The sequence below is a fragment of the Achromobacter sp. 413638 genome (assembly GCF_043119405.1).
In the GTDB taxonomy this organism is placed as follows: domain Bacteria; phylum Pseudomonadota; class Gammaproteobacteria; order Burkholderiales; family Burkholderiaceae_B; genus Achromobacter.
On sequence record NZ_JBICCO010000056.1, the window covers coordinates 1 to 21,645 of the forward strand.

At 67.4% G+C, this 21,645-nt stretch carries 20 protein-coding genes, 4 tRNA genes and 2 pseudogenes; 18 read left to right on the plus strand and 8 right to left on the minus strand.

Going from position 1 to position 21,645, the window contains the following annotated elements:
• The first annotated feature begins 212 nt into the window (after positions 1-212).
• The 5 genes and pseudogenes from ACEU5R_RS20765 to ACEU5R_RS20785 all read left to right on the plus strand — a co-directional run.
• On the plus strand, positions 213-857 hold the full coding sequence (locus ACEU5R_RS20765) for a hypothetical protein (protein ID WP_392411463.1): 645 nt from the start codon (positions 213-215) through the stop codon (positions 855-857).
• 136 nt (positions 858-993) lie between these two features.
• Positions 994-2,577 (plus strand): TerC family protein, encoded by a 1,584-nt coding sequence (locus ACEU5R_RS20770; RefSeq protein ID WP_392411464.1) that lies wholly within the window; start codon positions 994-996, stop codon positions 2,575-2,577.
• Positions 2,578-2,596: 19 nt separating this feature from the next.
• Positions 2,597-3,460, plus strand: a complete 864-nt coding sequence (locus ACEU5R_RS20775) for an undecaprenyl-diphosphate phosphatase (protein WP_103275501.1) — start codon at positions 2,597-2,599, stop codon at positions 3,458-3,460.
• 732 nt (positions 3,461-4,192) lie between these two features.
• A pseudogene (locus tag ACEU5R_RS20780) lies at positions 4,193-4,462 on the plus strand (hypothetical protein); the annotation flags it as partial.
• 414 nt (positions 4,463-4,876) lie between these two features.
• A pseudogene (locus ACEU5R_RS20785) lies at positions 4,877-5,920 on the plus strand (YadA family autotransporter adhesin); the annotation flags it as partial.
• 49 nt (positions 5,921-5,969) lie between these two features.
• On the opposite strand, the gene ACEU5R_RS20790 reads toward ACEU5R_RS20785, so the two are convergent.
• The 3 genes from ACEU5R_RS20790 to ACEU5R_RS20800 form a co-directional block, all read right to left on the minus strand.
• On the minus strand, positions 5,970-6,743 hold the full coding sequence (locus ACEU5R_RS20790) for a UDP-2,3-diacylglucosamine diphosphatase (protein WP_392411465.1): 774 nt from the start codon (positions 6,741-6,743) through the stop codon (positions 5,970-5,972).
• The gene (locus ACEU5R_RS20795) at positions 6,736-7,245 is read right to left on the minus strand and encodes a peptidylprolyl isomerase (RefSeq protein ID WP_392411486.1); all 510 of its coding nucleotides are present in this window, start codon (positions 7,243-7,245) and stop codon (positions 6,736-6,738) included. The genes ACEU5R_RS20790 and ACEU5R_RS20795 overlap by 8 nt, the downstream gene beginning before the upstream one ends.
• 134 nt (positions 7,246-7,379) lie before the next feature.
• Positions 7,380-8,063: a tetratricopeptide repeat protein gene (locus tag ACEU5R_RS20800; protein ID WP_392411466.1), complete on the minus strand. Its 684-nt coding sequence runs from the start codon at positions 8,061-8,063 to the stop codon at positions 7,380-7,382.
• 294 nt (positions 8,064-8,357) lie between these two features.
• Here ACEU5R_RS20800 and cysS point away from each other — a divergent pair, with 294 nt between their 5' ends.
• The 8 genes from cysS to ACEU5R_RS20840 all read left to right on the plus strand — a co-directional run bounded on the left by cysS (position 8,358) and on the right by ACEU5R_RS20840 (position 14,909).
• Entirely contained in the window at positions 8,358-9,812 is a 1,455-nt protein-coding gene (gene cysS, locus ACEU5R_RS20805) for a cysteine--tRNA ligase (protein WP_103275498.1), read from the plus strand.
• A gap of 24 nt (positions 9,813-9,836) precedes the next feature.
• Positions 9,837-10,481, plus strand: coding sequence for a DNA-3-methyladenine glycosylase (locus ACEU5R_RS20810; protein ID WP_103275497.1), 645 nt, complete (start codon positions 9,837-9,839; stop codon positions 10,479-10,481).
• 36 nt (positions 10,482-10,517) lie between these two features.
• Positions 10,518-11,483, plus strand: a complete 966-nt coding sequence (locus ACEU5R_RS20815) for an acetyl-CoA carboxylase carboxyltransferase subunit alpha (RefSeq protein WP_103275496.1) — start codon at positions 10,518-10,520, stop codon at positions 11,481-11,483.
• Between the two features lie 152 nt (positions 11,484-11,635).
• Positions 11,636-12,607 carry a tRNA lysidine(34) synthetase TilS gene (tilS, locus tag ACEU5R_RS20820; RefSeq protein WP_392411487.1) on the plus strand — a complete coding sequence of 324 codons (972 nt, stop codon included), beginning with the start codon at positions 11,636-11,638 and terminating at the stop codon, positions 12,605-12,607.
• 201 nt (positions 12,608-12,808) lie between these two features.
• Positions 12,809-14,074, plus strand: a complete 1,266-nt coding sequence (locus ACEU5R_RS20825) for an aspartate kinase (RefSeq protein ID WP_103275495.1) — start codon at positions 12,809-12,811, stop codon at positions 14,072-14,074.
• A 90-nt stretch (positions 14,075-14,164) separates the two neighbouring features.
• Positions 14,165-14,257, plus strand: a tRNA-Ser gene (locus ACEU5R_RS20830).
• 342 nt (positions 14,258-14,599) lie between these two features.
• Positions 14,600-14,676: transfer RNA gene (locus ACEU5R_RS20835), tRNA-Arg, on the plus strand.
• Positions 14,677-14,832: 156 nt separating this feature from the next.
• Positions 14,833-14,909, plus strand: a tRNA-Arg gene (locus tag ACEU5R_RS20840).
• A 162-nt stretch (positions 14,910-15,071) separates the two neighbouring features.
• Here the strand turns inward: ACEU5R_RS20840 and ACEU5R_RS20845 are convergent.
• Positions 15,072-15,296, minus strand: coding sequence for a DUF3079 domain-containing protein (locus ACEU5R_RS20845; RefSeq protein WP_392411468.1), 225 nt, complete (start codon positions 15,294-15,296; stop codon positions 15,072-15,074).
• A gap of 197 nt (positions 15,297-15,493) precedes the next feature.
• On the opposite strand from ACEU5R_RS20845, the gene ACEU5R_RS20850 reads away from it, so the two are divergent.
• Both ACEU5R_RS20850 and ACEU5R_RS20855 read left to right on the plus strand, forming a co-directional pair.
• Positions 15,494-15,570 (plus strand) — tRNA-Arg (locus ACEU5R_RS20850).
• Positions 15,571-15,779: 209 nt separating this feature from the next.
• Positions 15,780-16,235 carry a GNAT family N-acetyltransferase gene (locus ACEU5R_RS20855; protein ID WP_158658465.1) on the plus strand — a complete coding sequence of 152 codons (456 nt, stop codon included), beginning with the start codon at positions 15,780-15,782 and terminating at the stop codon, positions 16,233-16,235.
• Positions 16,236-16,264: 29 nt separating this feature from the next.
• On the opposite strand, the gene ACEU5R_RS20860 is transcribed toward ACEU5R_RS20855, so the two are convergent.
• Positions 16,265-16,861 (minus strand): short chain dehydrogenase, encoded by a 597-nt coding sequence (locus tag ACEU5R_RS20860; protein WP_392411469.1) that lies wholly within the window; start codon positions 16,859-16,861, stop codon positions 16,265-16,267.
• A gap of 126 nt (positions 16,862-16,987) precedes the next feature.
• On the opposite strand from ACEU5R_RS20860, the gene ACEU5R_RS20865 reads away from it, so the two are divergent.
• A complete protein-coding gene (locus ACEU5R_RS20865) occupies positions 16,988-17,872 on the plus strand; it encodes a LysR family transcriptional regulator (RefSeq protein ID WP_392411470.1) in 885 nt (294 codons plus the stop codon).
• A gap of 12 nt (positions 17,873-17,884) precedes the next feature.
• Here ACEU5R_RS20865 and ACEU5R_RS20870 read toward each other — a convergent pair whose 3' ends face one another.
• Together ACEU5R_RS20870 and ACEU5R_RS20875 are read right to left on the minus strand one after the other, a co-directional pair.
• Positions 17,885-18,112 carry a hypothetical protein gene (locus ACEU5R_RS20870; RefSeq protein ID WP_103275490.1) on the minus strand — a complete coding sequence of 76 codons (228 nt, stop codon included), beginning with the start codon at positions 18,110-18,112 and terminating at the stop codon, positions 17,885-17,887.
• Positions 18,113-18,200: 88 nt separating this feature from the next.
• The gene (locus ACEU5R_RS20875; protein ID WP_103276588.1) at positions 18,201-18,800 is read right to left on the minus strand and encodes a helix-turn-helix domain-containing protein; all 600 of its coding nucleotides are present in this window, start codon (positions 18,798-18,800) and stop codon (positions 18,201-18,203) included.
• Positions 18,801-19,081: 281 nt separating this feature from the next.
• Here ACEU5R_RS20875 and ACEU5R_RS20880 point away from each other — a divergent pair, with 281 nt between their 5' ends.
• Positions 19,082-19,717, plus strand: coding sequence for a hypothetical protein (locus ACEU5R_RS20880; RefSeq protein ID WP_392411471.1), 636 nt, complete (start codon positions 19,082-19,084; stop codon positions 19,715-19,717).
• A gap of 105 nt (positions 19,718-19,822) precedes the next feature.
• On the opposite strand, the gene ACEU5R_RS20885 is transcribed toward ACEU5R_RS20880, so the two are convergent.
• Positions 19,823-20,686 carry an NAD-dependent deacetylase gene (locus ACEU5R_RS20885; protein WP_392411488.1) on the minus strand — a complete coding sequence of 288 codons (864 nt, stop codon included), beginning with the start codon at positions 20,684-20,686 and terminating at the stop codon, positions 19,823-19,825.
• 262 nt (positions 20,687-20,948) lie between these two features.
• Here ACEU5R_RS20885 and ACEU5R_RS20890 point away from each other — a divergent pair, with 262 nt between their 5' ends.
• On the plus strand, positions 20,949-21,572 hold the full coding sequence (locus ACEU5R_RS20890; RefSeq protein ID WP_392411472.1) for a cysteine dioxygenase: 624 nt from the start codon (positions 20,949-20,951) through the stop codon (positions 21,570-21,572).
• The last annotated feature ends 73 nt before the right edge of the window (positions 21,573-21,645 follow it).

Sequence of the window (21,645 nt, forward strand, 5' to 3'; positions counted from 1 at the left end):
GCCCCCCCCCCCCCCCCCCCCCCCCCCCCCCCCCCCCCCAACCCAGCCGGGCCCGGCCGCCGTCGGGCAAAGTGAACCACGCGCGCAGCCCCAGGCTGCGCGCGATTTTTTTGGGATCCTCCAGCGGTATGTGGGAAAAGGCGGTCGACAAAGCGCCGCCCGCGCGGGCTTTTTAGGTACGATGGCCCGCTACGCGCATGCGGGAGGAACTGATGGGGTGGATGACTCCGATGGAGTGGATGGGCGGACTGCAAGCCTGGGTGGGCGTGCTGGGGCTGACCGCGATCGAGGTCCTAGTGGGGCTCGCCAACGTGGTCTTCATCGCCATCCTGGCCAATGAGTTTCCCGCCGCGCAGCGCAACCGCGCGCGCCTGTTCGGCCTGGGCCTGATGCTGCTGATGCGCCTGTGGCCGCTGGCCCAGGGGCTGGACTGGCCGGTCAAGTTCCTGAACCGGTCCCAGCTGTCCGTCGGACCGTATGACTACACCGGACAGCATCTGGTGCTGATGGCGGGCGGCGTGCTGGTGCTGTCGCTGCTGTTCCAGGGCGCTAGGTCCGGATGGCGGATCTGGACGGGCGCGCCGGATCCGGCGGATTCCGGCGGGGGCGCCGGGTTGAGGGCGGTGCTGGTCCTGTTCCAGATCGTGGCGCTGAACGCGGTGTTCGCGGCCCGGTCGATCGTTACCGTCTCGGCCATGACGCACCGGGTCGAGATCGCCATGGCCGCGATGCTGGCCGCCTTCTGGTTCTTCCTGCGCCTGTCCCGGTCGCTGGCGCGCATCGCCGAGACGTCCCCGGGGCAGATGATGGCCTGGACCGCGCTGCTGGTGTTCGTCAATCGGATGGACTGGGCCTGACGTCCAGAGATGGCTCCGGGTATGGCATGCAGGTATGGCATGCGGGCCCGGCGCCTTGCCGGGCGGGGGTTTCATGACCGGCGTGTCATGGATTTTCCAGGTACGATTGTCGGCTGAGTAACTTTTGGAGCTCCTGATGGAGTGGCTGCTGGACCCCGCTGCGTGGGTCGGCCTGCTTACCCTGGTCGTTCTTGAGATCGTCCTGGGCATTGATAACCTGATTTTCATCGCCATCCTGGCGGACAAGCTGCCCCCCTCGCAGCGCGACCGCGCGCGCATCCTGGGGCTGAGCCTCGCGCTGGTCATGCGCCTGGGCCTGTTGTCCGTCATGTCCTGGCTGGTCACGCTGACCACGCCGCTGTTCTCCATCGGCCCCCTGGCGCCGTCCGGACGCGACCTGATCCTGATGGCGGGCGGCTTCTTCCTGCTGTTCAAGGGCACCATGGAGCTGCACGAGCGGCTCGAGGGCGGCGGCCACGGCTCTTCGTCGGGGCCGCGCGTGTACGCCAGCTTCTGGGTCATCGTGACGCAGATCGTGGTGCTGGACGCGGTGTTCTCGCTGGACTCGGTCATCACCGCGGTCGGCATGGTGGACCACCTGGCCATCATGATGATCGCCGTCATCATCGCCATCGGCATCATGCTGCTGGCGTCCAAGCCGCTCACCCGCTTCGTCAACGCGCACCCCACCGTGGTGGTGCTGTGCCTGGGCTTCCTGTTGATGATCGGCTTCTCGCTGTTGGCGGAAAGCTTCGGTTTCAAGGTGCCCAAGGGCTATCTGTACGCCGCCATCGGCTTCTCGGTCGCGATCGAGGCGCTGAACCAGCTGGCGCGGCGCAATCTGCTAAAGCTGGATGCGCGCCGCCCCATGCGCGAGCGCACGGCGGCCGCCGTGCTGCGCATGCTGGGCAAGCGTCCGCCCGCCGACGAGCCCGATCTGCCCAGCGCCAACGCGCCGGCCATTCCGGCTTTCGGCGTGGAGGAGCGCAACATGGTCAGCGGCGTGCTGACGCTGGCCGAACGCTCCATTCGTTCCATCATGACGCCGCGCACCGACGTGTCGTGGATCAACATCGACGATGACGCCGACACCATCCGAGGCCAGTTGATCGAGGCGCCGCACAGCTTCTTCCCGGTGTGCCGGGGCTCGCTGGACGAGGTGCTGGGCATCGGCCGCGCCAAGGACCTGATCGCCGATCTGCTCACCGAGGGCCGGGTGCGCCGCAACCGGCTGCGCGATCCCATCATCGTGCACGAGGCCATCGGCATCCTGCGCCTGATGGACACGCTCAAGCGCTCGCGCGGCCAGCTGGTGCTGGTGGCGGACGAGTTCGGCGCCATCGAGGGCCTGGTGACGCCGATCGACGTGTTCGAGGCCATCGCCGGCGAATTCCCCGACGAGGACGAGCTGCCCGACATCGTGGCCGACGGCGAGCACACCTGGAAGATCGATGGCGCGGCCGACCTGCACCATGTCGAGCAGGTGCTGGAAACCGAGGGCCTGATCGACGAGGCCCAGGACTTCTCCACGCTGGCCGGCTACCTGCTGTCGCGCTTTGGCCATCTGCCCAAGCCGGGCGACGCCTGCGAGTATGAAATCCACCACGATCATTTCCGCTTCGAAGTGCTGGAGATGGACGGACGCCGCATCGCCCTGGTGCGGGTCGAGAAAAAGCCCCAGGAGCCGCTGTCCGACGAAGCGTCCCTGACCAACGACTAACCCCGGACCCGCCCATACCGTGACCGAAAACACCCTGTATCTGATCAAGGCCTTCTTCCTGGGCATCGTCGAAGGACTGACCGAGTTCATTCCGGTGTCCAGCACCGGCCACCTCATCCTGATCGGTGACTGGATCAACTTCGAATCCAGCCAGGGCAAGGTGTTCGAGGTGGTGATCCAGCTCGGCTCCATCCTGGCCGTGATGTGGGTGTTCCGCGCGCGGCTGCTGCAGCTGATCCGCGGCACGCTCACCGGCGTGCCCAGCGAGGTCGCCTTCACGCGCAACCTGCTGATCGCCTTCCTGCCGGCGGCGGTGATCGGCGGCATCTTCATCAAGTCCATCAAGCAGGTCTTCTACCACCCGGGCGTGGTGGTGGTGACGCTGGTGCTGGGCGGCCTGATCATGCTGTGGGTCGAGCGCAAGACGCGGCATACGCCCGGCGACGTGCCGGGCGCGGCCGACGACACCGCTTCGGACGAGCGCGCCACCGCGCGCAGCCTGGAGCAGATCACCTGGAAGCAGGCGCTGGGCGTGGGCGTGGCGCAATGCCTGGCCATGATCCCGGGCACCTCGCGCTCGGGCGCCACCATCATCGGCGGCATGATCGCCGGCATCCAGCGCAAGACCGCGACCGAGTTCTCGTTCTTCCTGGCCATGCCCACCATGCTGGGCGCGGCGGTGTACGACATGTACAAGAACTTCGGGCTGCTGACCCAGCACGACCTGTCCGGCATCGCGGTGGGCTTCGTCGCGGCCTTCCTGAGCGCGATGGTGGTGGTGCGGGCGGTGCTGCGCTTCGTGGCCAACCACACGTACCGCGTGTTCGCCTGGTATCGGATCGTGTTCGGCGCCATCGTGGCGGCGTGGATCTGGATGGCGTGATCGCCCGTCCGGCAAGGCGCCTCGCGGGCGCGACATCGCCGCGCGCTCGCTGAATCGTTCGCTGAATCGTTCGCGCATTGCGGCCCAAGGGTGGGATATCAGTCCAGCCCTTGGGCTTTTTTACGCGCGCGCGCTCGGCGTCGCCGCGCTTGACCGTTGTCGCGCCGCGATGCCCCGGAAGCCTGGAATCCCGGGCTCCGTCCTAGGACATCCGGTACGCCAGCATGGCGGCAAGCCGATGGAAAAGGTGATTTCCGTGTCATTACGCGCAACGCTTGCATGGAAATATGCCTTTTGACGACGCACTGTTGCTCGGCGCCGTCAACAACTGTCAAGAGGAAAAAATCCAACACGAACTGCGCTGTATTGTCCGGGCGTTCATGGCGTGCCAGGCAGGTTTCCATCGCTTGGCATGCGCTGGACGGAATGGGCGATAGCGCCGCGCGAGCCTTGCCGGACAGGCTGCGATGCGCATCGGTGAACGGCTTGAATCAAGGCGGCGGGCATGGCCCGCGTCGACGCCAGTCTGGCGTCCGTCGCGGGGCGCGTGCCCGGCATGCGGGATTCGGCATTGCGGATGTCTCGGGGTCTTGCCGCGTGGCGACAACAGAGCTTCCAAATCGATGTTGGAGAGTAAGGATGAAGTCAGTGTCTAGAGCGGCCCAGGGCCGCGCGGGCCAGCCGGCTGTTGGCGTCCCGGTTTCGTCGGCGACGGGCGGCAAGGCCGGCCCGATGCGGGTCGCGGCCTGTGCGCTGGCGATCACGGCGGCGATCGCGGCGAGCCCCGCGCATGCGCAGTACTACAGCGTGGACGACGGCGGTACGCCGAGCGGGAATAGCACGAATAACGGCGCGACCGGCGCCGGCTCCCTGGCCGCCGGGACGGACGCGACCTCGACCGGGCGTGCGGCGACGGCGGTGGGATCCAAGGCGCAGGCATCGGGAGACCATACCATCGCCATCGGCTATCAGGCGCTGGCGATTGGCGAGGATAGCGTGTCGATCGGAACAGCCGCCGGCATCAACTCGCTTGTTGGCTCCGCGGGCAACGTCGCGGTGGGCGCGATGACGGGTAACTCGGTGCAGGGCATAGGCAACGCGGCGGTTGGCACGGGCGCTGGGGCGCTCGTGCAGGGCAACCACAACACGGCGACGGGCAACACCAGTGGCGTCTCGGTGACGGGCAACCACAACAGCGCCTTTGGACTCAGCGCGGGGATATCCGTCATCGGGGATAGCAACACGGCGATAGGCACGAGTGCCGGCATCGGCGTTGGTCGCATCGGGGCGCCGGTACTCAACAACGCGGCGTTTGGCGCCCTGGCTGGCAACGGCGTATCGACCAGCGCCAACGTGGCCATTGGCTACGTCAGTGGCACTGCCGTCTCTGGCGGAGACAACAACGTCTCGATCGGTACCTATTCCGGTACAGCAGTGGCCGGCGGCAACAACGTGAGCATCGGCTCCCGGGCGGGGCTGTACGCGACGGGCAACAACAATATCGCGATCGGCATGGACGCGGGCAGTTCCATAGGCTCGTCGGCCGCGCCGGTCAACGACGCGATTGCCTTCGGCAACGCGGCCCAGGCCACGCAGAGCACCGGCGTTGCGCTGGGTTATCAATCGAGCGCGACGACGGTCGGCGGGGTCGCGCTGGGGGCCGGCTCGGTGGCCGACCGGGCTGCCGGCGCCTACGTGGATCCGGTCAGCGGCAACGGCTTCACGACGACGGCCGGCGCGGTGTCGGTCGGCGCGGCAGGCGGGGCGCGGCAGGTCATCAACGTCGCGCCCGGCGTGCAGATCACCGACGCGGTCAACCTGGGCCAGCTCCAGAGCGCGGTCAGCACGCTGAACCAGACCATCAACGGACTGCCGCCGGGTGGCGGCGGCAGGACCTGGGCCACAGGCAATCCGACGACCTACACCGCGCCATCCGCAAGCGGCCGGAACGCGACGGCGACGGGCAGCGGCGCGGTGGCGTCGGGCGACGCCAGCACCGCGATAGGCGATCACGCCTACGCCAGCGGCGCGAATTCGGTCGCGGTGGGGGCGAATTCGGTGGCGAGCGCGCCCAACACGCTGTCGGTGGGCTCGGCCGGCAATGAGCGCGGCATCAGCAACGTGGCGCCGGGCGTGAACGGCACCGATGCCGTCAACCTGAACCAGTTGAACAACGCGGCGGCGCAGTCGAACCGCTACACGGATCAGCAGATCAAGGGGCTGAAACGCTATGTGGACGGCGGCGTCGCCGCGACGATGGCGGTCGCGGGCCTGCCGCAAGCGACGGAACCGGGCAAGAACATGGTGTCGATGGCCGGTTCGACGTGGCAAGGGCAGCAGGGCATGGCGATCGGCGTATCCCGGGTGTCCGAGAGAGGCCGCTGGATCTACAAGGGTTCGCTCGCGACCAGCACCCGGGGGCACGGCGGCGCGGTGATAGGCGCCGGCTATCAATGGTGAGATCGGGCGCCCGCGCCACGCAGTGGCGCGGGCGGATGCGGCTGCGCGTTCAGTCCTCGGTATCGAGGTCGTAGAACGTCAGGCCATCCTGGTCGATCACCAGCCAGCCGCCGCGCGGCGGCTGGGCGTGGTCGCAGTCCCAGTCGGGCAGCACCCAGCGCTCGCGCTTCTTGCCGTCGACCTCCAGCACGTGGCGGGCCGGGCGGTGCGTGTGGCCATGCACCAGCAGGCTCACGCCCGTGTCGCGGAAGACGGCTTCGATGGCGTCGGCGTTGACGTCCATGATTTCCTGCGACTTCATCTGGTTGGCGGCCTGGCTTTCGCCGCGCGCCTGCTGGGCCATGGCCAGGCGTTCCGGAATGGTCTTGGCCAGGAAGGCGGCCTGCCATTGCGGATCGCGCACCATGGCGCGGAACTGCTGGTAGGGGGCGTCGTCCGTACAGAATTCGTCGCCGTGGGTCAGCAGCACCGTGCCGTAGTCCGTTTCCAGCAGGGCCGGTTCCGGCAGCAGCTTGGCGCCGATCGCGGCCGCGAGTTCCTCGCCCATGAGGAAATCGCGGTTGCCGCGCCCCAGCCAGACCGGAATGCCGGCGGCCGTCTCGCGCAGCGCCTTCAACACCGTCGCCAGCCAGGGCGGGGCGACGCGGATCGCGTCGTCGCCGATCCAGGCGTCGAAGATGTCGCCCGGCAGCAGCAGCGCGCCCGCTTCCTCGCGCGCGGCCTGCAGAAAGGCCAGGAAGGCCTCGGACGTGGCCGGCGTGGCCGGCCCCAGGTGCAGATCAGAGGCCAGCCAGACCGGGCCGGTCAGGGCGATCTTATTCAAGAACTTCGGCCTTCTCGATGATCACGTCCTCGTTCGGGACGTTCTGGTGGAAGCCCTTGTTGCTGGTCTTCACGCCCTTGATCTTGTCGACCACGTCGGTGCCTTCGGTCACGGTGCCGAACACGGCATAGCCCCAGCCATTGGGCGTGGGGGCGGTGAAGTTCAGGAAGTCGTTGTTGGACACGTTGATGAAGAACTGGGCGGTGGCCGAGTGCGGGTCGCTGGTGCGGGCCATGGCCAGCGTGTACTTGTCGTTCTTCAGGCCGTTGTTGGCCTCGTTCTCGATCGGGGCGTGGGTCTGCTTCTGCTTCATGCCGGGCTCGAAACCGCCGCCCTGGACCATGAAGCCGTCGATCACGCGATGGAACACCGTGCCGTTGTAGAAGCCTTCCTTGGTGTAGGTCAGGAAATTGGCCACCGTCTTGGGCGCCTTGGCGGCGTCCAGGGTGATGACGATGTCGCCTTGGTTGGTGTGCAGCTTGACGCGGGGATTGGTGCTCATGGATTTCGTGCCTTCAGTGGTGGAGGGGGTGGAGGAGGCCGCGGGCGCGGCGCTGGCGAGCGCGGGCGCGACAGCGGCCAGCGTGAATGCGCAGGCCGTCAGGCGCAGCAGGCGCAGGGGAGAATAGCTCGACATCATTTGCCTTGTTTTTCCTTCAACATGGTTTCGACTTCGCGGGCCTTGTCCTGCATGCCCGGCACGCCATCGCTGGCGGCCTGCTTGTAGGTGCGCAGGGCCTGCAGCAATTGCAGGTCGCCCAGGTTGGCGCGCGCCGCGGCGTAGCCGGGATCGGCGCGCAGCGCCATTTGCAGGGCGTCCTGCGCTTTTTCCAATTCACCGCGACCCGCATATAGAGCGGCAAGGTTGTTCCAGGGTTCCGGCAATTCGGGGTAGCTGGTGGTCATCTCGGTGTAGACGTCGATGGCCTCCGCCGTGCGGTGCAGGGCGGCCAGGGCGCGCGCGTGCTGGAACATCAGTTGTACGTCGGTGCCGCGCTGGCCCTTGGTCTCGGCCAGGCGCTTTTCGATCATGTCCAGCGCGGTGGCGTTGTCGCCACGGTTGAGCAGGCGCTCGATATGGTCGGTGACCTGCGACGCGGTCGGCGTCAGGCGGGTGTCGACGCCGGGTTGGACGGCCTTGAGCACGTTGGCCAGGCCTTCCCAGCCGCCTTCGGGGGGGATGGGATCCAGGGTGGTGCGGCTGGCGTTGGGATTGGCGGCGCCGCCGCCGGACATGGATTGGGCGAACGAGGGACCGGCCGATCCGCCGGCCAGGGCCAGGGCGATCAGGGCGACGCAGAAACGCGGCTTGAGAGTCACGTGGGCATCCGTTAAAAGTCGCGAACCGGCCGCGCTTACGCGCGCGGCCGGGCCGCTTGCTATACTTGTCGGTCGCCATTTTAGCCCCGGAACCGTTTCTTGCCGGAAGACCGGGCGGATATGGCGGACAGCCTCCTGGAGATGATCCTCCCGGCGACCTGGAGCACAGGCCGGGGCAGGAGCCGGCGGCTTGCGGCGCGAGATTCTCGAGCGTATCCGTGCCATATGGGGATGCCGCGCCGGAGCGCAAGACCTCGCGGCCATCCCGGAAACCCACACGAACCCAATAGCGCCATGCTGCAAATCTACAACACGTTATCGCGTACTAAAGAACCGTTCAAACCGGCCCAGGCCGGCCAGGTGCGCATGTACGTGTGCGGCATGACCGTGTACGACTTCTGCCACCTGGGCCATGCCCGCATGCTGGTCTCCTTCGACGTGGTGCAGCGCTGGCTGCGCGCCAGCGGCCTGGCGGTCGACTACGTGCGCAACATCACCGACATCGAAGACAAGATCATCCGCCGCGCCGTGGAAACCGGCCGCCGCATCGGCGAGGTCACCGAGTTCTACATCGACGCCATGCACGCCGACGAGCGGGCGCTGGGCGTGCAGAAGCCCGACCGCGAGCCGCGCGCCACGCAGTATGTCGGCGACATGCTGGACATCATCGGCAAGCTCGAACAGAAGGGCCTGGCCTACCAGGCCGATGACGGCGACGTGAACTACGCCGTGCGCGGCTTCGAGGGCTACGGCAAGCTGTCGGGCAAGTCGCTGGACGACCTGCGCGCCGGCGAGCGCGTGGCGGTCGGCTCGGCCAAGCGCGATCCGCTGGATTTCGTGCTCTGGAAATCGGCCAAGTCCGAGGAGCCCGAGGACACCAAATGGGAATCGCCCTACGGCCTGGGGCGTCCGGGCTGGCACATCGAGTGCTCGGCCATGAGCAAATCCTTGCTGGGCCTGCCGCTGGATATCCACGGCGGCGGTCCCGACCTGAAGTTCCCCCACCACGAGAACGAGATCGCCCAGACCGAGGGTGCTTTCGGCGGCGTGCTGGCCAACGTCTGGATGCACTGCGGCCCGCTGATGGTGGACTCGGACAAGATGTCCAAGTCGCTGGGCAATTTCCGCACCATCCGCCAGACCATCGCGCTGGACGACGCGCCCGCCGACCAGGCCGGCTATCGCGTCAATCCGCGCGAGGCCGAAATGGTGCGTTTCTTCATCGTGCGCAACCACTACCGCAGCCCGCAGAACTACACGCCCGACAACCTGGTCGACGCGCAGAACGCGCTGGACCGGCTGTACCAGGCGTTGCAGAACGTGCCCGCCGACGGCCAGGGCGTGGACTGGAACGAGCCGCAGGCCCAGGCATTCAAGGCCGCGATGGACGACGATTTCAACAGCTCGGGCGCCGTCGCGGCGCTGTTCGAGCTGGCCTCCGAGGCCAACCGGACCAAGAGCGCCCGCAGCGCCGGCCAGCTGAAAGCGCTGGGCGACCTGCTGGGCCTGCTGCAGCAGGAACCGGCCGCCTATTTCCAGTCGCCCACCCGCTATTCGGCCGTGGGCATGGAGCAGGGCGGCCGCCCGGCGCTGGACGCCGAGGCCATCCAGGCCCGCATCGACGCCCGCGCCGCCGCCAAGGCCGCGCGCGACTTCGCCGAAGCCGACCGTATCCGCGCCGAGTTGCGCGATGCCGGGATCGAGCTCGACGACAAGCCCGGCGGCGTGACGCAGTGGCGCCGGGCCTGATGAGCCGGCAGGAATAAGCCCGACATGTCCACCGCAGATACCCCGATTCCCAAGCCCGACTATTGGGAAGCCGCCGTCGCGCACCTGATGCGCCGCGACCGCATCCTGAAGAAAATCATCCCGCAGCACCCGGACGCCTGGCTGACCTCGCGCGGCACGCCGTTCGTGACGCTGGCGCGCGCCATCATCGGGCAGCAGGTGTCGACCAAGGCGGCCGACGCCGTCTGGGACAAGTTCATCGAAGCCGCTGGCAAGCGCCCCACGCCGGTGGCGGTGCTGCGCGTCGGCATCGACGGCCTGCGGCAGGCCGGCCTGTCGCAGCGCAAGGCAGAGTACGTGCTGGACCTGGCCGCCCATTTCGGCGAGCGCCGCGTGCATCCCGAGCGTTGGGCGGACATGGACGACGAAGCCGTCATTTCCGAGCTGGTCGCGATCCGCGGCATCGGACGCTGGACGGCGGAGATGTTTTTGATTTTCAATCTGCAGCGACCCGATATCCTGCCACTGGATGATCCTGGGTTGCTGAAGGCAATCTCGTTACACTACTTCAGCGGCGAGCCCGTCTCTCGCTTCGAGGCCCGCGAGGTCTCGTTGGCGTGGCAGCCCTGGCGTACCGTGGCGACCTGGTATCTGTGGCGCAGTCTGGAACCGGATCCGGTTCAATACTGACGTTCATCAGGCCGCCCATCTACGGAACCACACTACATGCGCAATACTTTCCTGGAATTCGAACAACCGCTCGCCGAGCTTGAGAACAAGATCGAGCAGCTGCGCTACGTGCAGGCCGATTCCGCCGTGGACATCTCCGATGAAATCGGACGTCTGCAGCAGAAGAGCCAGACGCTGGCCAAGGAGATCTACGCCAAGCTGACGCCGTGGCAGACGGCGCTGGTGGCGCGCCATCCCCAGCGTCCCTACACGCTGGACTACGTGCGCGAGATTTTCACCGACTTCCATGAGCTGCACGGCGACCGCATGTACGCCGACGACCAGTCCATCATCGGCGGCCTGGCCCGCTTCAACGGCATGCCCTGCATGGTCATCGGCCACCAGAAGGGCCGCGACACCAAGGAACGCGCCGCGCGCAACTTCGGCATGCCCCGGCCCGAGGGCTATCGCAAGGCGCTGCGCCTGATGCGCCTGGCCGAGAAATTCAACCTGCCCGTGTTCACCTTCGTGGACACGCCCGGCGCCTATCCCGGCATCGGCGCCGAAGAGCGCGGCCAGTCCGAGGCCATCGGCCACAATCTGTACGCCATGGCCGAGCTGAAAGTGCCGGTCATCGTGACCATCATCGGCGAGGGCGGCTCCGGCGGCGCGCTGGCGATCGCCGTGGGCAACGCCGTGCTGATGCTGCAATACGCCACCTACGCGGTGATCTCGCCCGAAGGTTGCGCGTCCATCCTGTGGCGCAGCGCCGACAAGGCGCCCGAGGCCGCCGAGGCGCTGGCCATCATCGCCCCGCGCCTGAAGGACCTGGGCCTGGTCGATCGCGTCGTCAACGAACCCGTGGGCGGCGCGCACCGCGACCCCCGCGTCATGGCCCGCCTGCTGCGCCGCGCGCTGGGCGACGCCCTGCGCCAGCTGCAGGGCATGACGCCCGAGCAGCTCGTGGAGCAGCGCATCCAGCGCCTGCTGTCCTACGGCGCCTTCCAGGAAGTGCGCGCCTGATCCGCGCGGGCGCCGGCCTTGTCGCCGGCGCCGCGGCCGAGGTCCACGCGCCCCGTTCCGCCATGAACACGCCGACCGCGCCCGACGCCATGCCCTCGGGCGCGCCGGCTGGTTGCCATTCCCATGTGCTTTCCCCGGCCCTGGCCGAGGCGCTGCGACAGGCGCTGGCCGGCCTGCCCGCGCGCCCGCCGCGCATGGCCGTGGCCGTCAGCGGCGGCGCCGATTCGGCCATGCTGGCGCTGCATGCGGCCGCCATCGCCCGGGAGCAGGGTATCGACCTGCTGCTGTTCCACGTGCATCACGGCTTGCAGGACGCCGCCGATGCCTGGAGTGAACAGACGCGGGCGCTGGCCCGGCTGCTGGGCCTGCCGGCGCACGAGGCGCGCGTGACCGTGGCCGAAGGCGCCGGCAAGGGCATCGAGGCGGCGGCGCGCGATGCGCGCTACCGCGCGCTGGCCGGGCTGGCCCGCGAACACGGCGCGCCGCTGGTGCTGCTGGCGCATCACCGGGGCGATCAGGCCGAGACCGTGCTGCTGCGCCTGTTGCGCGGCACCGGGCTGGCGGGCATGGCCGCCATGGCGCCGCTGTCGCGCCGTGACGAGGTGGACTACCTGCGGCCCTGGCTGGACCAGGACCGCGATGACATCCTGCGAGCCTGCGCCGCCTTCGAGGCGGCCACCGGCTGGCGCGCGGTGCAGGACCCGACCAATTCCGATCCCCATTACACCCGCGCGGCGCTGCGCGAGTTGCTGGCGCCGGCGCTGGACGCGCGCTGGCCCGGCTGGCGCGGCATCGTGGCGCGGCATGCGCGCCACATGGCCGAGGCCGCGTCCATCCTGGACGAAGTGGCGCGCGAGGATTTCACCGCGCTGGAGCCGGGCCCGGACGGCGCCAGCTTTTCGCTGCGCGCGTGGCGCGAGCTGTCGCCGGCGCGGCAGGCGCAGGTGTTGCGCTGGTGGCTGGACGCCAATGGCGCGCGCATGCCTTCGGAAGCGCGCATGCGCGACCTGCTGCGCCAGCTGCGCGGCCTGCACAGCCTGGGCCATGACCGCCAGCTGCGCGTCGAGCAGGCCGGCCATGCGATCCGCTGCCACCGTGGCCGGGTCTGGCTGGAGCGTCGCTGAATCCAGGTCGGGCTTGGCTGGAACGCCGCTGAATCTCCAGGTCGGGCCTGGCTGGAACGCCGCTGTCTCCGGGGCGGGCAGGGCGGTGTTGCGGGTAAACCCGAGGGAAAGCCCCAGGCTGCGCAAATTTTCACCGTGGCGCTAGAATATGAGGTTTTGCCCGTCAACATACTTGGGGCGGGTTCCCAGCCAGAGTACGAGATGTCCCTCATCGTTCACAAATATGGCGGTACTTCGATGGGCTCGGTCGAGCGCATCAGGAATGTGGCGCGTCGCGTCGCGAAGTGGCACGCCGCAGGCCACCAGGTTGTCGTGGTGCCGTCGGCCATGGCGGGCGAGACCAATCGCCTGCTGGGCCTGGCGCGCGAGATTTCGCCCGTGCCGGACGGCCGCGAGCTCGACATGATCGCCGCCACCGGCGAGCAGGCCAGCAGCGGCCTGCTGGCCATCGCGCTGCAGGCCGAAGGCGTGGCCGCGCGCAGCTACGCCGGCTGGCAGGTGCCCGTGCGCACCGACTCGTCCTACACCAAGGCCCGCATCACCTCGATCGACGACGCGCGCATCCGCGCCGACCTTGACGCCGGCCGCGTGGTCATCGTGACGGGCTTCCAGGGCGTGGACGCCGACGGCCACATCACCACGCTGGGCCGCGGCGGTTCCGATACCTCGGCCGTGGCCGTGGCGGCGGCGATCAAGGCCGATGAATGCCTGATCTACACCGACGTCGACGGCGTCTACACGACCGACCCGCGCGTCGTGCCCGAAGCGCGCCGCATGGCGGTCGTGTCGTTCGAGGAAATGCTCGAGATGGCCTCGCTGGGCTCCAAGGTCCTGCAGATCCGCTCGGTCGAATTCGCCGGCAAATACCGTGTGCCGACGCGGGTGCTGTCCTCGCTGACCGACCCGCTCATCCCGCTCGAAGAAGAAATGCATTCGGGCACGCTGATTACTTTTGAGGAAGACGAAAAAATGGAAGCCGCCGTTGTCTCCGGCATCGCCTTCAGCCGCGACGAAGCCAAGATCACCTTGCTGGGCGTGCCGGACAAGCCCGGCATCGCCTTCTCCATCCTGGGTCCGGTCGCCGCCGCCAACATCGACGTCGACATGATCGTGCAGAACCAGTCCGTGGCCGGCACGACCGACTTCTCGTTCACCGTGAACCGCAACGAGTTCGCGCGCGCCGTGGACCTGCTCAAGCGCGAGGTCATCCCGGCCGTGGGCGCCCGCGAGCTGTCCACCGACGAGAAGGTCGCCAAGGTCTCCATCGTCGGCATCGGCATGCGCTCGCACGTCGGCGTGGCCAGCCTGATGTTCCAGACCCTGTCGCAAGAGGGCATCAACATCCAGATGATCAGCACCAGCGAGATCAAGACCTCGGTGATCATCGACGACAAGTACATGGAACTGGGCGTGCGCGCGCTGCACAAGGCCTTCGGCCTGGACCAGGCGCCCGCCGCCAAGGCCTGAGGAACAAGGATCCGGCGCAAATTTTTTTTGTGATTCGTACCCGATTCCGGGCAAGGTCCAAAAAAGTCGTGCTAGAATCTCGTTCTCTTCGGAGACGTGCCCGAGAGGCTGAAGGGGCTCCCCTGCTAAGGGAGTATGTGGCTAAAAACTGCATCGAGGGTTCGAATCCCTCCGTCTCCGCCAGACGCCTCTTCGGTCCAGTCTGACTGGATCGAAGACAAAAACCCGCAACAGTGCAAGCTGTTGCGGGTTTTTCTTTTTCAGGCGGCGTTTGCCTGTCCGGCCTGTGGTTCGCGTGTGCCGCGCATGCCTGGGGTTGATGCCGTTGCCAAGGGATCATTCCGCATGCGCCAGTGAGTAGATCGGAATCTGCGTGGCATGTGCGACGCATGCGCGGAGCGCTTGTACGAACCTGTCTGCGCGGCTGTGCGGGTCGCCGTTCCTGCGTCATGACATTGTGCGGCGGAACCAGTCGACTTGCGCAGTTTCCGAAACAACGCTATTATTCAAGGCTTGCTTTGAAACGCGCCCGTAGCTCAGCTGGATAGAGTACCTGGCTACGAACCAGGGGGTCGTAGGTTCGAATCCTGCCGGGCGCGCCAAGCTCTTGAAAAAAGAACCTGGATGCCGAAGCAAGCGCAAGTAGCATGCAATTCGTAGTATGCAATGCGCAATATGCAGTTCGTAGTATGGCAATGCCGTGACGAATTGCCAGAAGTACGGCGAATTATCTGATATAATTTTGCCTCTTTACCGGAGCGCCCGTAGCTCAGCTGGATAGAGTACCTGGCTACGAACCAGGGGGTCGTAGGTTCGAATCCTGCCGGGCGCGCCAAGTCTTGAAAGAGACAGATGAGAAGGCCTTTGATCATTGATCGAAGGCCTTTTTGTTTTGGTTCCTGTCCTTGTCCTTGCGCTGCTCTTACCAGCCCCGGAGCGCGCGCAGGCGGCGATAGTCAGCTTTCGCGGGCCTCGCGTCCGGAAGGCCGGCCCGAGCCTATCGCTCCAGCGTCTTGCCGTTCGCATCGCGCGATGCCGCGTCGGCTTCCACTTCCAATCCCCAGTTGCCCACCGTGTACCAGTCATCGCCCAGCAGTTCGGCCGGATGCATGCTGCGGTCGGAGCCGTTGCCACAGGCCATGGCGTCGGCCGCGCAATAGCGGTCGCAGCCCCAGCAGATGCGCTCGGGGTGTTTGGGATGGAGCGGAAATTTCTTTGCCATGGGGTCTCCTCGTGCTTCATGCGAGCCTGGGGCCGCGCGCGCGTTGCGCCATGGCATCCCGGCCTGCTTGTCCCCAGACTACGCCTGGCCCGTGGCGCGCCATTTGCGCTGGCGCAAGGCCGCGAGGTTGTGCGTGGGCCTTATGCGTTTCATTTGCGAGCCCTGCTTTATTCATGGTATAAACACGCCTCTTTAGCGCGCCCGTAGCTCAGCTGGATAGAGTACCTGGCTACGAACCAGGGGGTCGTAGGTTCGAATCCTGCCGGGCGCGCCACCAATACGCGGCACCAATACGAAAGCGGCTTGATGACATTGCGCATCAAGCCGCTTTGCTTTGGGCATTTTGCTTTAGGGCCCAGTCACGGTGATTTACTTCTGACACGCGCTCTGCCTATAGTGCGCGTCTTGCCGCCGGCTTGCGCAGGGATTCGACATCGCGCCGGCGTTTTTCATCGCCTCCATGACAGGATCGCCGCTACATCCATGAGCCAGCTCGACATCCGCCACGCCAGCGTCGCCGACGCCGCCCGCATCGCGCCCTTGTTCGATGCGTATCGCCAGTTCTATGAGCAGCCGGCGGACGCCGCCGCCGCGCTGGCCTTCATCAGCGCGCGCCTGGAACGCGGCGAATCGGTGATCCTGCTGGCCAGCGTGGACGGCGCGCCGGTGGGCTTCTGCCAGATGTACCCGTCGTTCTGCTCCGTGATCGCCGCGCCCATCTACGTGCTGTACGACCTGTTCGTCGCGCCGGCCGCGCGCCAGAGCGGCGCGGGCCGGGCCTTGCTGCGCGCGGCCGAGACGCATGCGCGCGAGCGCGGCTGCAAGCGCATGGACCTGACCACGGCCCGGAACAACGCCACCGCGCAGTCGCTGTACGAATCGCTGGGCTGGGTGCGCGACGAGGTCTTCTACACCTACACCCGCGACCTGGCGGCCTGACGCCGCGGCGTTGTGTCCGGCCCCGGCGCTTACCAGACCTGGAATACGCGTCCGGTCTGCGCGCCTTCCACGCTGCGGCTGTAGGCCAGCGCCACGCGCTGGGCAGGCACCGCCTCGAAGCCCAGGAAGTATGGGCCGTAGCTGCCCCAGGACTCTTGCAGCACGCTGGGGCTGACGGCGTTGATGCGGCGGCCTTGCAGTTCCACCGCCGCGCCGCGCACGAAGCCGTCAATGGCCGAGTTCACGGCCGAGGCGTTGGCGCCGTAGCGGATCGGTTCAGCGCTGACGATGCCGCTGGTCAGCGTGATGGAGCCGCCTTCGTTGAGGTAGTGCTGTCCGATCAGCGCCAGGTCCACCTGGCCCAGCAGCTTGTCGTGCAGGCCGATCTTGAATTGTTCGGCGGTCATTTCCGACAGGGGGCCGAAATGCAGGCCGCCCGCCGCCGATACGATGGCGTCGACCTTGCCGATGCGCTCGAACAGCGCGCGGATGCTGTCGCTGCGGGTAATGTCGACCTGATGCTGGCCGCTGTTCCTGCCGACCGCGATGATGTCGTGGCGCTGGCCCAGTTCCTGGACGATGGCGCTGCCGACGGTGCCGCTGGCGCCGATGAGTACGATTTTCATGGGATCTCCGTGAGTGTGGTTGCGGGCGCTGGCGGAAGGCCGGCGCATGCAAGCATTCTGGCCGCCCGATTCCTTTCGAAAAATCCTAGAATGGTTGGAATACTTCATACCTGGAGTCAGTAATTCATGGACCGCCTGCTCAGCATGGAAGTGTTCGTGGCCGTCGTGGAGCTGGGCAGCCTGACCGCCGCGGCCGCGCTGCACGAAATGTCGCCGGCCATGGCCGCCAAGCATTTGAAGAACCTGGAGACGCGTCTGGGGCTGCGGCTGATGGTGCGCACCACGCGCCGCCAGAGCCTGACCGAGGCCGGGCAGGCCTACTTCGCGCGCTGCAAGGACATCCTGGCCGAGATCCGCGATGCCGAGCAGGGCGCCGAGGCCATGCGCGAGGCGCCGCGCGGCAATCTGCGCATCACCTCGACCGTGTCCTTCGGTTCGTTCGCCCTGACGCCGGTCATCGCCGACTACCTGTCCACCTATCCGGACGTGAGCGTGGAACTGTCGCTGAGCGATCTGGTGGAAGACTTGGTCGCCTCGCGCTACGACCTGGCCGTGCGCATCGGCGAGCCGGCGGATTCAGGGCTGATCGCGCGTGGGCTGGGCCGCTATCAGATGATGGTCTGCGCGGCGCCTTCGTATCTGGAGCGCTACGGCACGCCGGCCACGCCCGCCGATCTGGTCCGGCATCAATGCCTGGATTTCTCGTACTGGAGCCGTCGCACCGGCTGGCGCCTGGGCAATGGCGATGGCGGCGAGACGGGCTATCCCAGCGGCCGTTTCGTGTCCAACAATGGTCAGGCGCTGCGGCAGGCGGCGCTGGCGGGATTCGGCATCGTGCTGCAGCCCGAGCTGCTGCTGGCCGATGATGTGCGCGCGGGCAGGCTGACGCCGATATTGCGGCCCTATTGGCCGGCGGCGCGGCCGATCTCGTTGCTCTATCCGAAGGACAGGCAGGCGCTGCCCAAGCTCACCACTTTCGTGAACTTCGTGGTGGCGCGTTTCACTCCCTAGCAGGACCGGGGGTCAGCCGCGTCGTCGGTCGACGGCGGTCAGCGAGGTGCCGCTCTTGAGCAGCTGGTAGGTTTGTCCGCCCAGCCAGGCGACCTTCTCGCCGGAGCTGGTGCGGCAGACGCAATGCGTCCGGGGGTCGAAGCGCGAGGTGCCCATGGCCGAGTAGGCGTCGGGGTCCGAGACGAAGCGCTCGATCCGGTATAGCGTGCCGTCTGGCGCGGTGGCCAGGACGTCGGTCAATCTTCTTGCTGTTCCGAGCATTTTTTCCATCCCCCTCATGCGCGGGCCATTTCCTGCTACGGCGCCGAAACCGTCCCGCCAGCGGACATCAATGCATGTGTCCGCCAAAAGACGAGTCGTCGAGCTGTTCGGGCGATACCCCCAGCGCTGCCGATACCCGCTCCAGGATGATCTGGCGGGGGCGCGGCCGCGGCCGTTCCAGTTCGATATAAATGGAGTGGTCCACTCCCAGCCGGGCAGCCATGTCAGCGGTGCTGATGTTCAGGTGCTCGCGCCAGGCGCGGATCAGGCTCCAGTCGTTGCCGGTTTTCAGGTTGATCACAGCCAATGGTAACTCGGTCCTGGGCGGAGGCGACGCAGCGGGACCCGCCTGCGTGCGGCAGGCGTCCAGCGCGGGCTCGGCGTCAGGATTCTGCTTGCGGGCGTCGCCCTGGGCTTGTTGGGGCCGCACCGCCGTGTAGACCTTGCCACCATCGACCTGGCGATAGCGGTTGTCGCCGATCCAGGTCAGGGCTTCCCCATTGTCGAGCATGCACTGGCAATCCAGGTGATAGTCGCTGGGAATGCTCTCAAGCTTGGCAATGGTCTCCGTGGTCGTGGCATGCCGCACCACGCGGTGCAGGGCACCGTCGGGCGAGCGCACGAACACGTCGGGAAGTCTCCAGGAAAATGGAATGATGCTCTCCAGGGCCGGATGGTGTCTTGCCACTTTAAGTCCATCGCGAGCGCCCTGGAATTTGGGGTTTCCCCTCGTTTCGTGGCGGCGCGCGCGTAGCGCTCACAGGACTCGGCTACAACTTCACAAATCTTCACCGGCGCGAGGGCTATCATCCCCCGGTCGCCCGTGGAATCGGGCTTGTCAGTCGAGTATTGCAGATGGTCCCGATGCTTGCCGCCGGCCATGTCAACGGCCTGGGCTGGGATGGCGGGAATGCGCGCGGCAGGCGCGCAACGTCGTGGATCGCGGCCTTGCTGGCCTGCGCCTTGCATGTGGGCATCGGAAGCCTGATCTGGCGCGGCATGACGCCGTCGCCGATTCCGCCGGCCATGCCGTCTGATTCCGAATCCATGTTCGTGGAGCTGCTTGCGCCGCCGACTCCACGCGTCGAGCGCAGCGCGTCGCCACGCGGCGAGAGCGGGCAGGTTGCGGCGCCCGCGCGGGGTTCCGTGGAGACGCCGGCGGCGAAGGTGCCGCGAGCACAGCCCGAGCGCGCCGAGCCATCGCGTGCGCAGCCGTCGCCCACGCAGACGAATACTCAAAAAAACATGCAGACAGACACGCAGCCAGCGGCAGCGCGACCTCGCGTCCAGTCCGAGCCTCGCGCGGGCAAGCCGGCTGATGCGCCGTCCGCCGGCGCGTCAGCGCCTGCGTCGCGCGATTTCGGTTGGCAGCCGTCGGACTCGGCCGCGCCCGGCGAACGGCGCGCGCGCGGCGAACCCGTGCCCAGGCTCGCGCCCAAGGCGCCGGCCGAACGCACCGTGCTGTCGCGCGAGATGGAGAAGGCCGCGCGTCCGCCTTGCCGCGATGCGCATGCATCCAAGGGCCTGCTGGCGCTGCCCTTTCTTTTGGCTGATACGGTCACGGACAGCGGCTGCAAGTGGTGATCGCCGCAGGCGCGGCAGGGCACGCATGATGCGCGTGGCTGATAGCCATGCGGGCGCCATGTGCGGATGATGCGCACGGCGTGGCTCGCGTTCGCGGTCGCCGGTTCAGATCCCCGCGCTTTGCAGCAACCTGGGCAGCACGTCGGCGGCCTGGCCGCGCAGATTGAACTTCACGCGCGCATCCATTGGCGTGGTGGCCGGATTGACCTGCGCGACGACGGCGCCCGCGGCCAGCGCGCGTTGCGGCAGCTCCGCGGCGGGATAGACCAGGGCCGAGGTGCCGATGCTCAGCAGCAGATCGCATTGCTCGGCGGCGAGCTGGGCCGCGCGCCAGGCGTCGGCGGGCAGGCTTTCTCCGAACCAGACGACGCCTGGCCGCACGGGACCGCCGCAAGTGGCGCAGCGCGGCGGCTCGATGCGGCGGCCTTCGTCCTGTTCCCCGCTCGGCGCGCCGGACGCGGCCGCGCTGGCGGTCGCGGCGTCGGCTGTCCGGATATCGGCTGCCGTTGTGCCGGCTGCCGCGGCGTCAGCGCTCGCGGGCTCGGCGCGGCTCCAGGGCGCGCGGCAATCGGCGCAGCGCGGCGCGTGCAGGCTGCCATGCAGATGCAGTACTTTCGGACTGCCCGCGCGCTCGTGCAGATCGTCCACGTTCTGCGTGATCACGGTGAGCGCCGGCGCATGCGCGGCCAGTCTGGCGATGGCCAGGTGCGCGGTGTTCGGCCGGGCGCGCAGGGCCTGCTCGCGTCGCCATTCATACCAGCCCCAGACCAGGTCGGGATGGGCGCGGAAGGCCTCGGGCGTGGCCAGGGCCTGCGCGTCGAAGCGCGACCACAGCCCGGTGAGCGCGTCGCGGAACGTCGCGATGCCGCTTTCGGCGGAGACGCCCGCGCCTGTGAAGACCACGGGCCGCCTGCTTTGCCGCAGGGCCTGCGCCAGCGGGGCGGGGATGTCGTGCCGCGGGCCGGTCATCGCGGACGGGCGCAAGCGGGGCGCGTGGGGAAGTCGGTGGCGTGATGCATATTCAACCTGATCGATGGTTCACTACGCTGCCTGTACGCGGGCATGCCTGTCAAGCGGGGGAGCAATCGCCATGTTTGTTGCAATCGCCGCGAGCGGCGCATGGGCATTGCGCTTGCGGGGTCCCGAATCGTGGATACTGGCGCCAGGATTTTGGGAACATCAACGGGGCCAGGGCGGATTCGCCCGCCGCGCCCGACCTGGGAGACTAGCAATGCCTGAACCGATCGCGGGCCTGGACCGGCTTCGTTCCTTCATCGCCACCGCCACGCGGCTGGCCGGCCCGGCGGGACTGGCGCAAAGCCCGGCGCTGGAGTCCGCGTTCGCGGAGCTGCTGCGGCATGATGACTGGCTGCCCGAGGCCTGTACCGTGCCGCATCCACAGTATTACCAGCAGTACCTGCTGCATTGCGACCCGCTGGAGCGTTTCTCCATGGTCAGTTTCGTCTGGGGGCCGGGCCAGAGTACGCCGGTGCACGATCACGAGGTCTGGGGCTACGTGGGCATGCTGCGCGGGGCGGAGATCAACCAGCGCTACGTGCGCGAGGCCGATGGCGGCCTGCGGCCGGCGGGCGCGGCATCGACCCTGATGCCGGGCGACGTGGAGCGGCTGGCGCCCGAGGAAGGCGATATCCATCAGGTATTCAACGCGCATGCCGATCGCGTGTCGATCAGCGTGCACCTGTATGGTGGCAACATCGGCGCGGTATCGCGCCATGTCTATGATCCGGCCACCGGCGTGGCCAAGCCCTTCGTGTCGGGCTATTCATCGGCCAGCGTTCCCAATCTCTGGGACCGTTCGCTAGCGGTGCGGGCCGGGCTGGCCGCCTCGGCCTGACAGGCGCGACCCCAGGGCGCGCGGACCTGTCCGCGCTTGACGTCTCATGCTATGGTCTCGTCCTAAATATTAG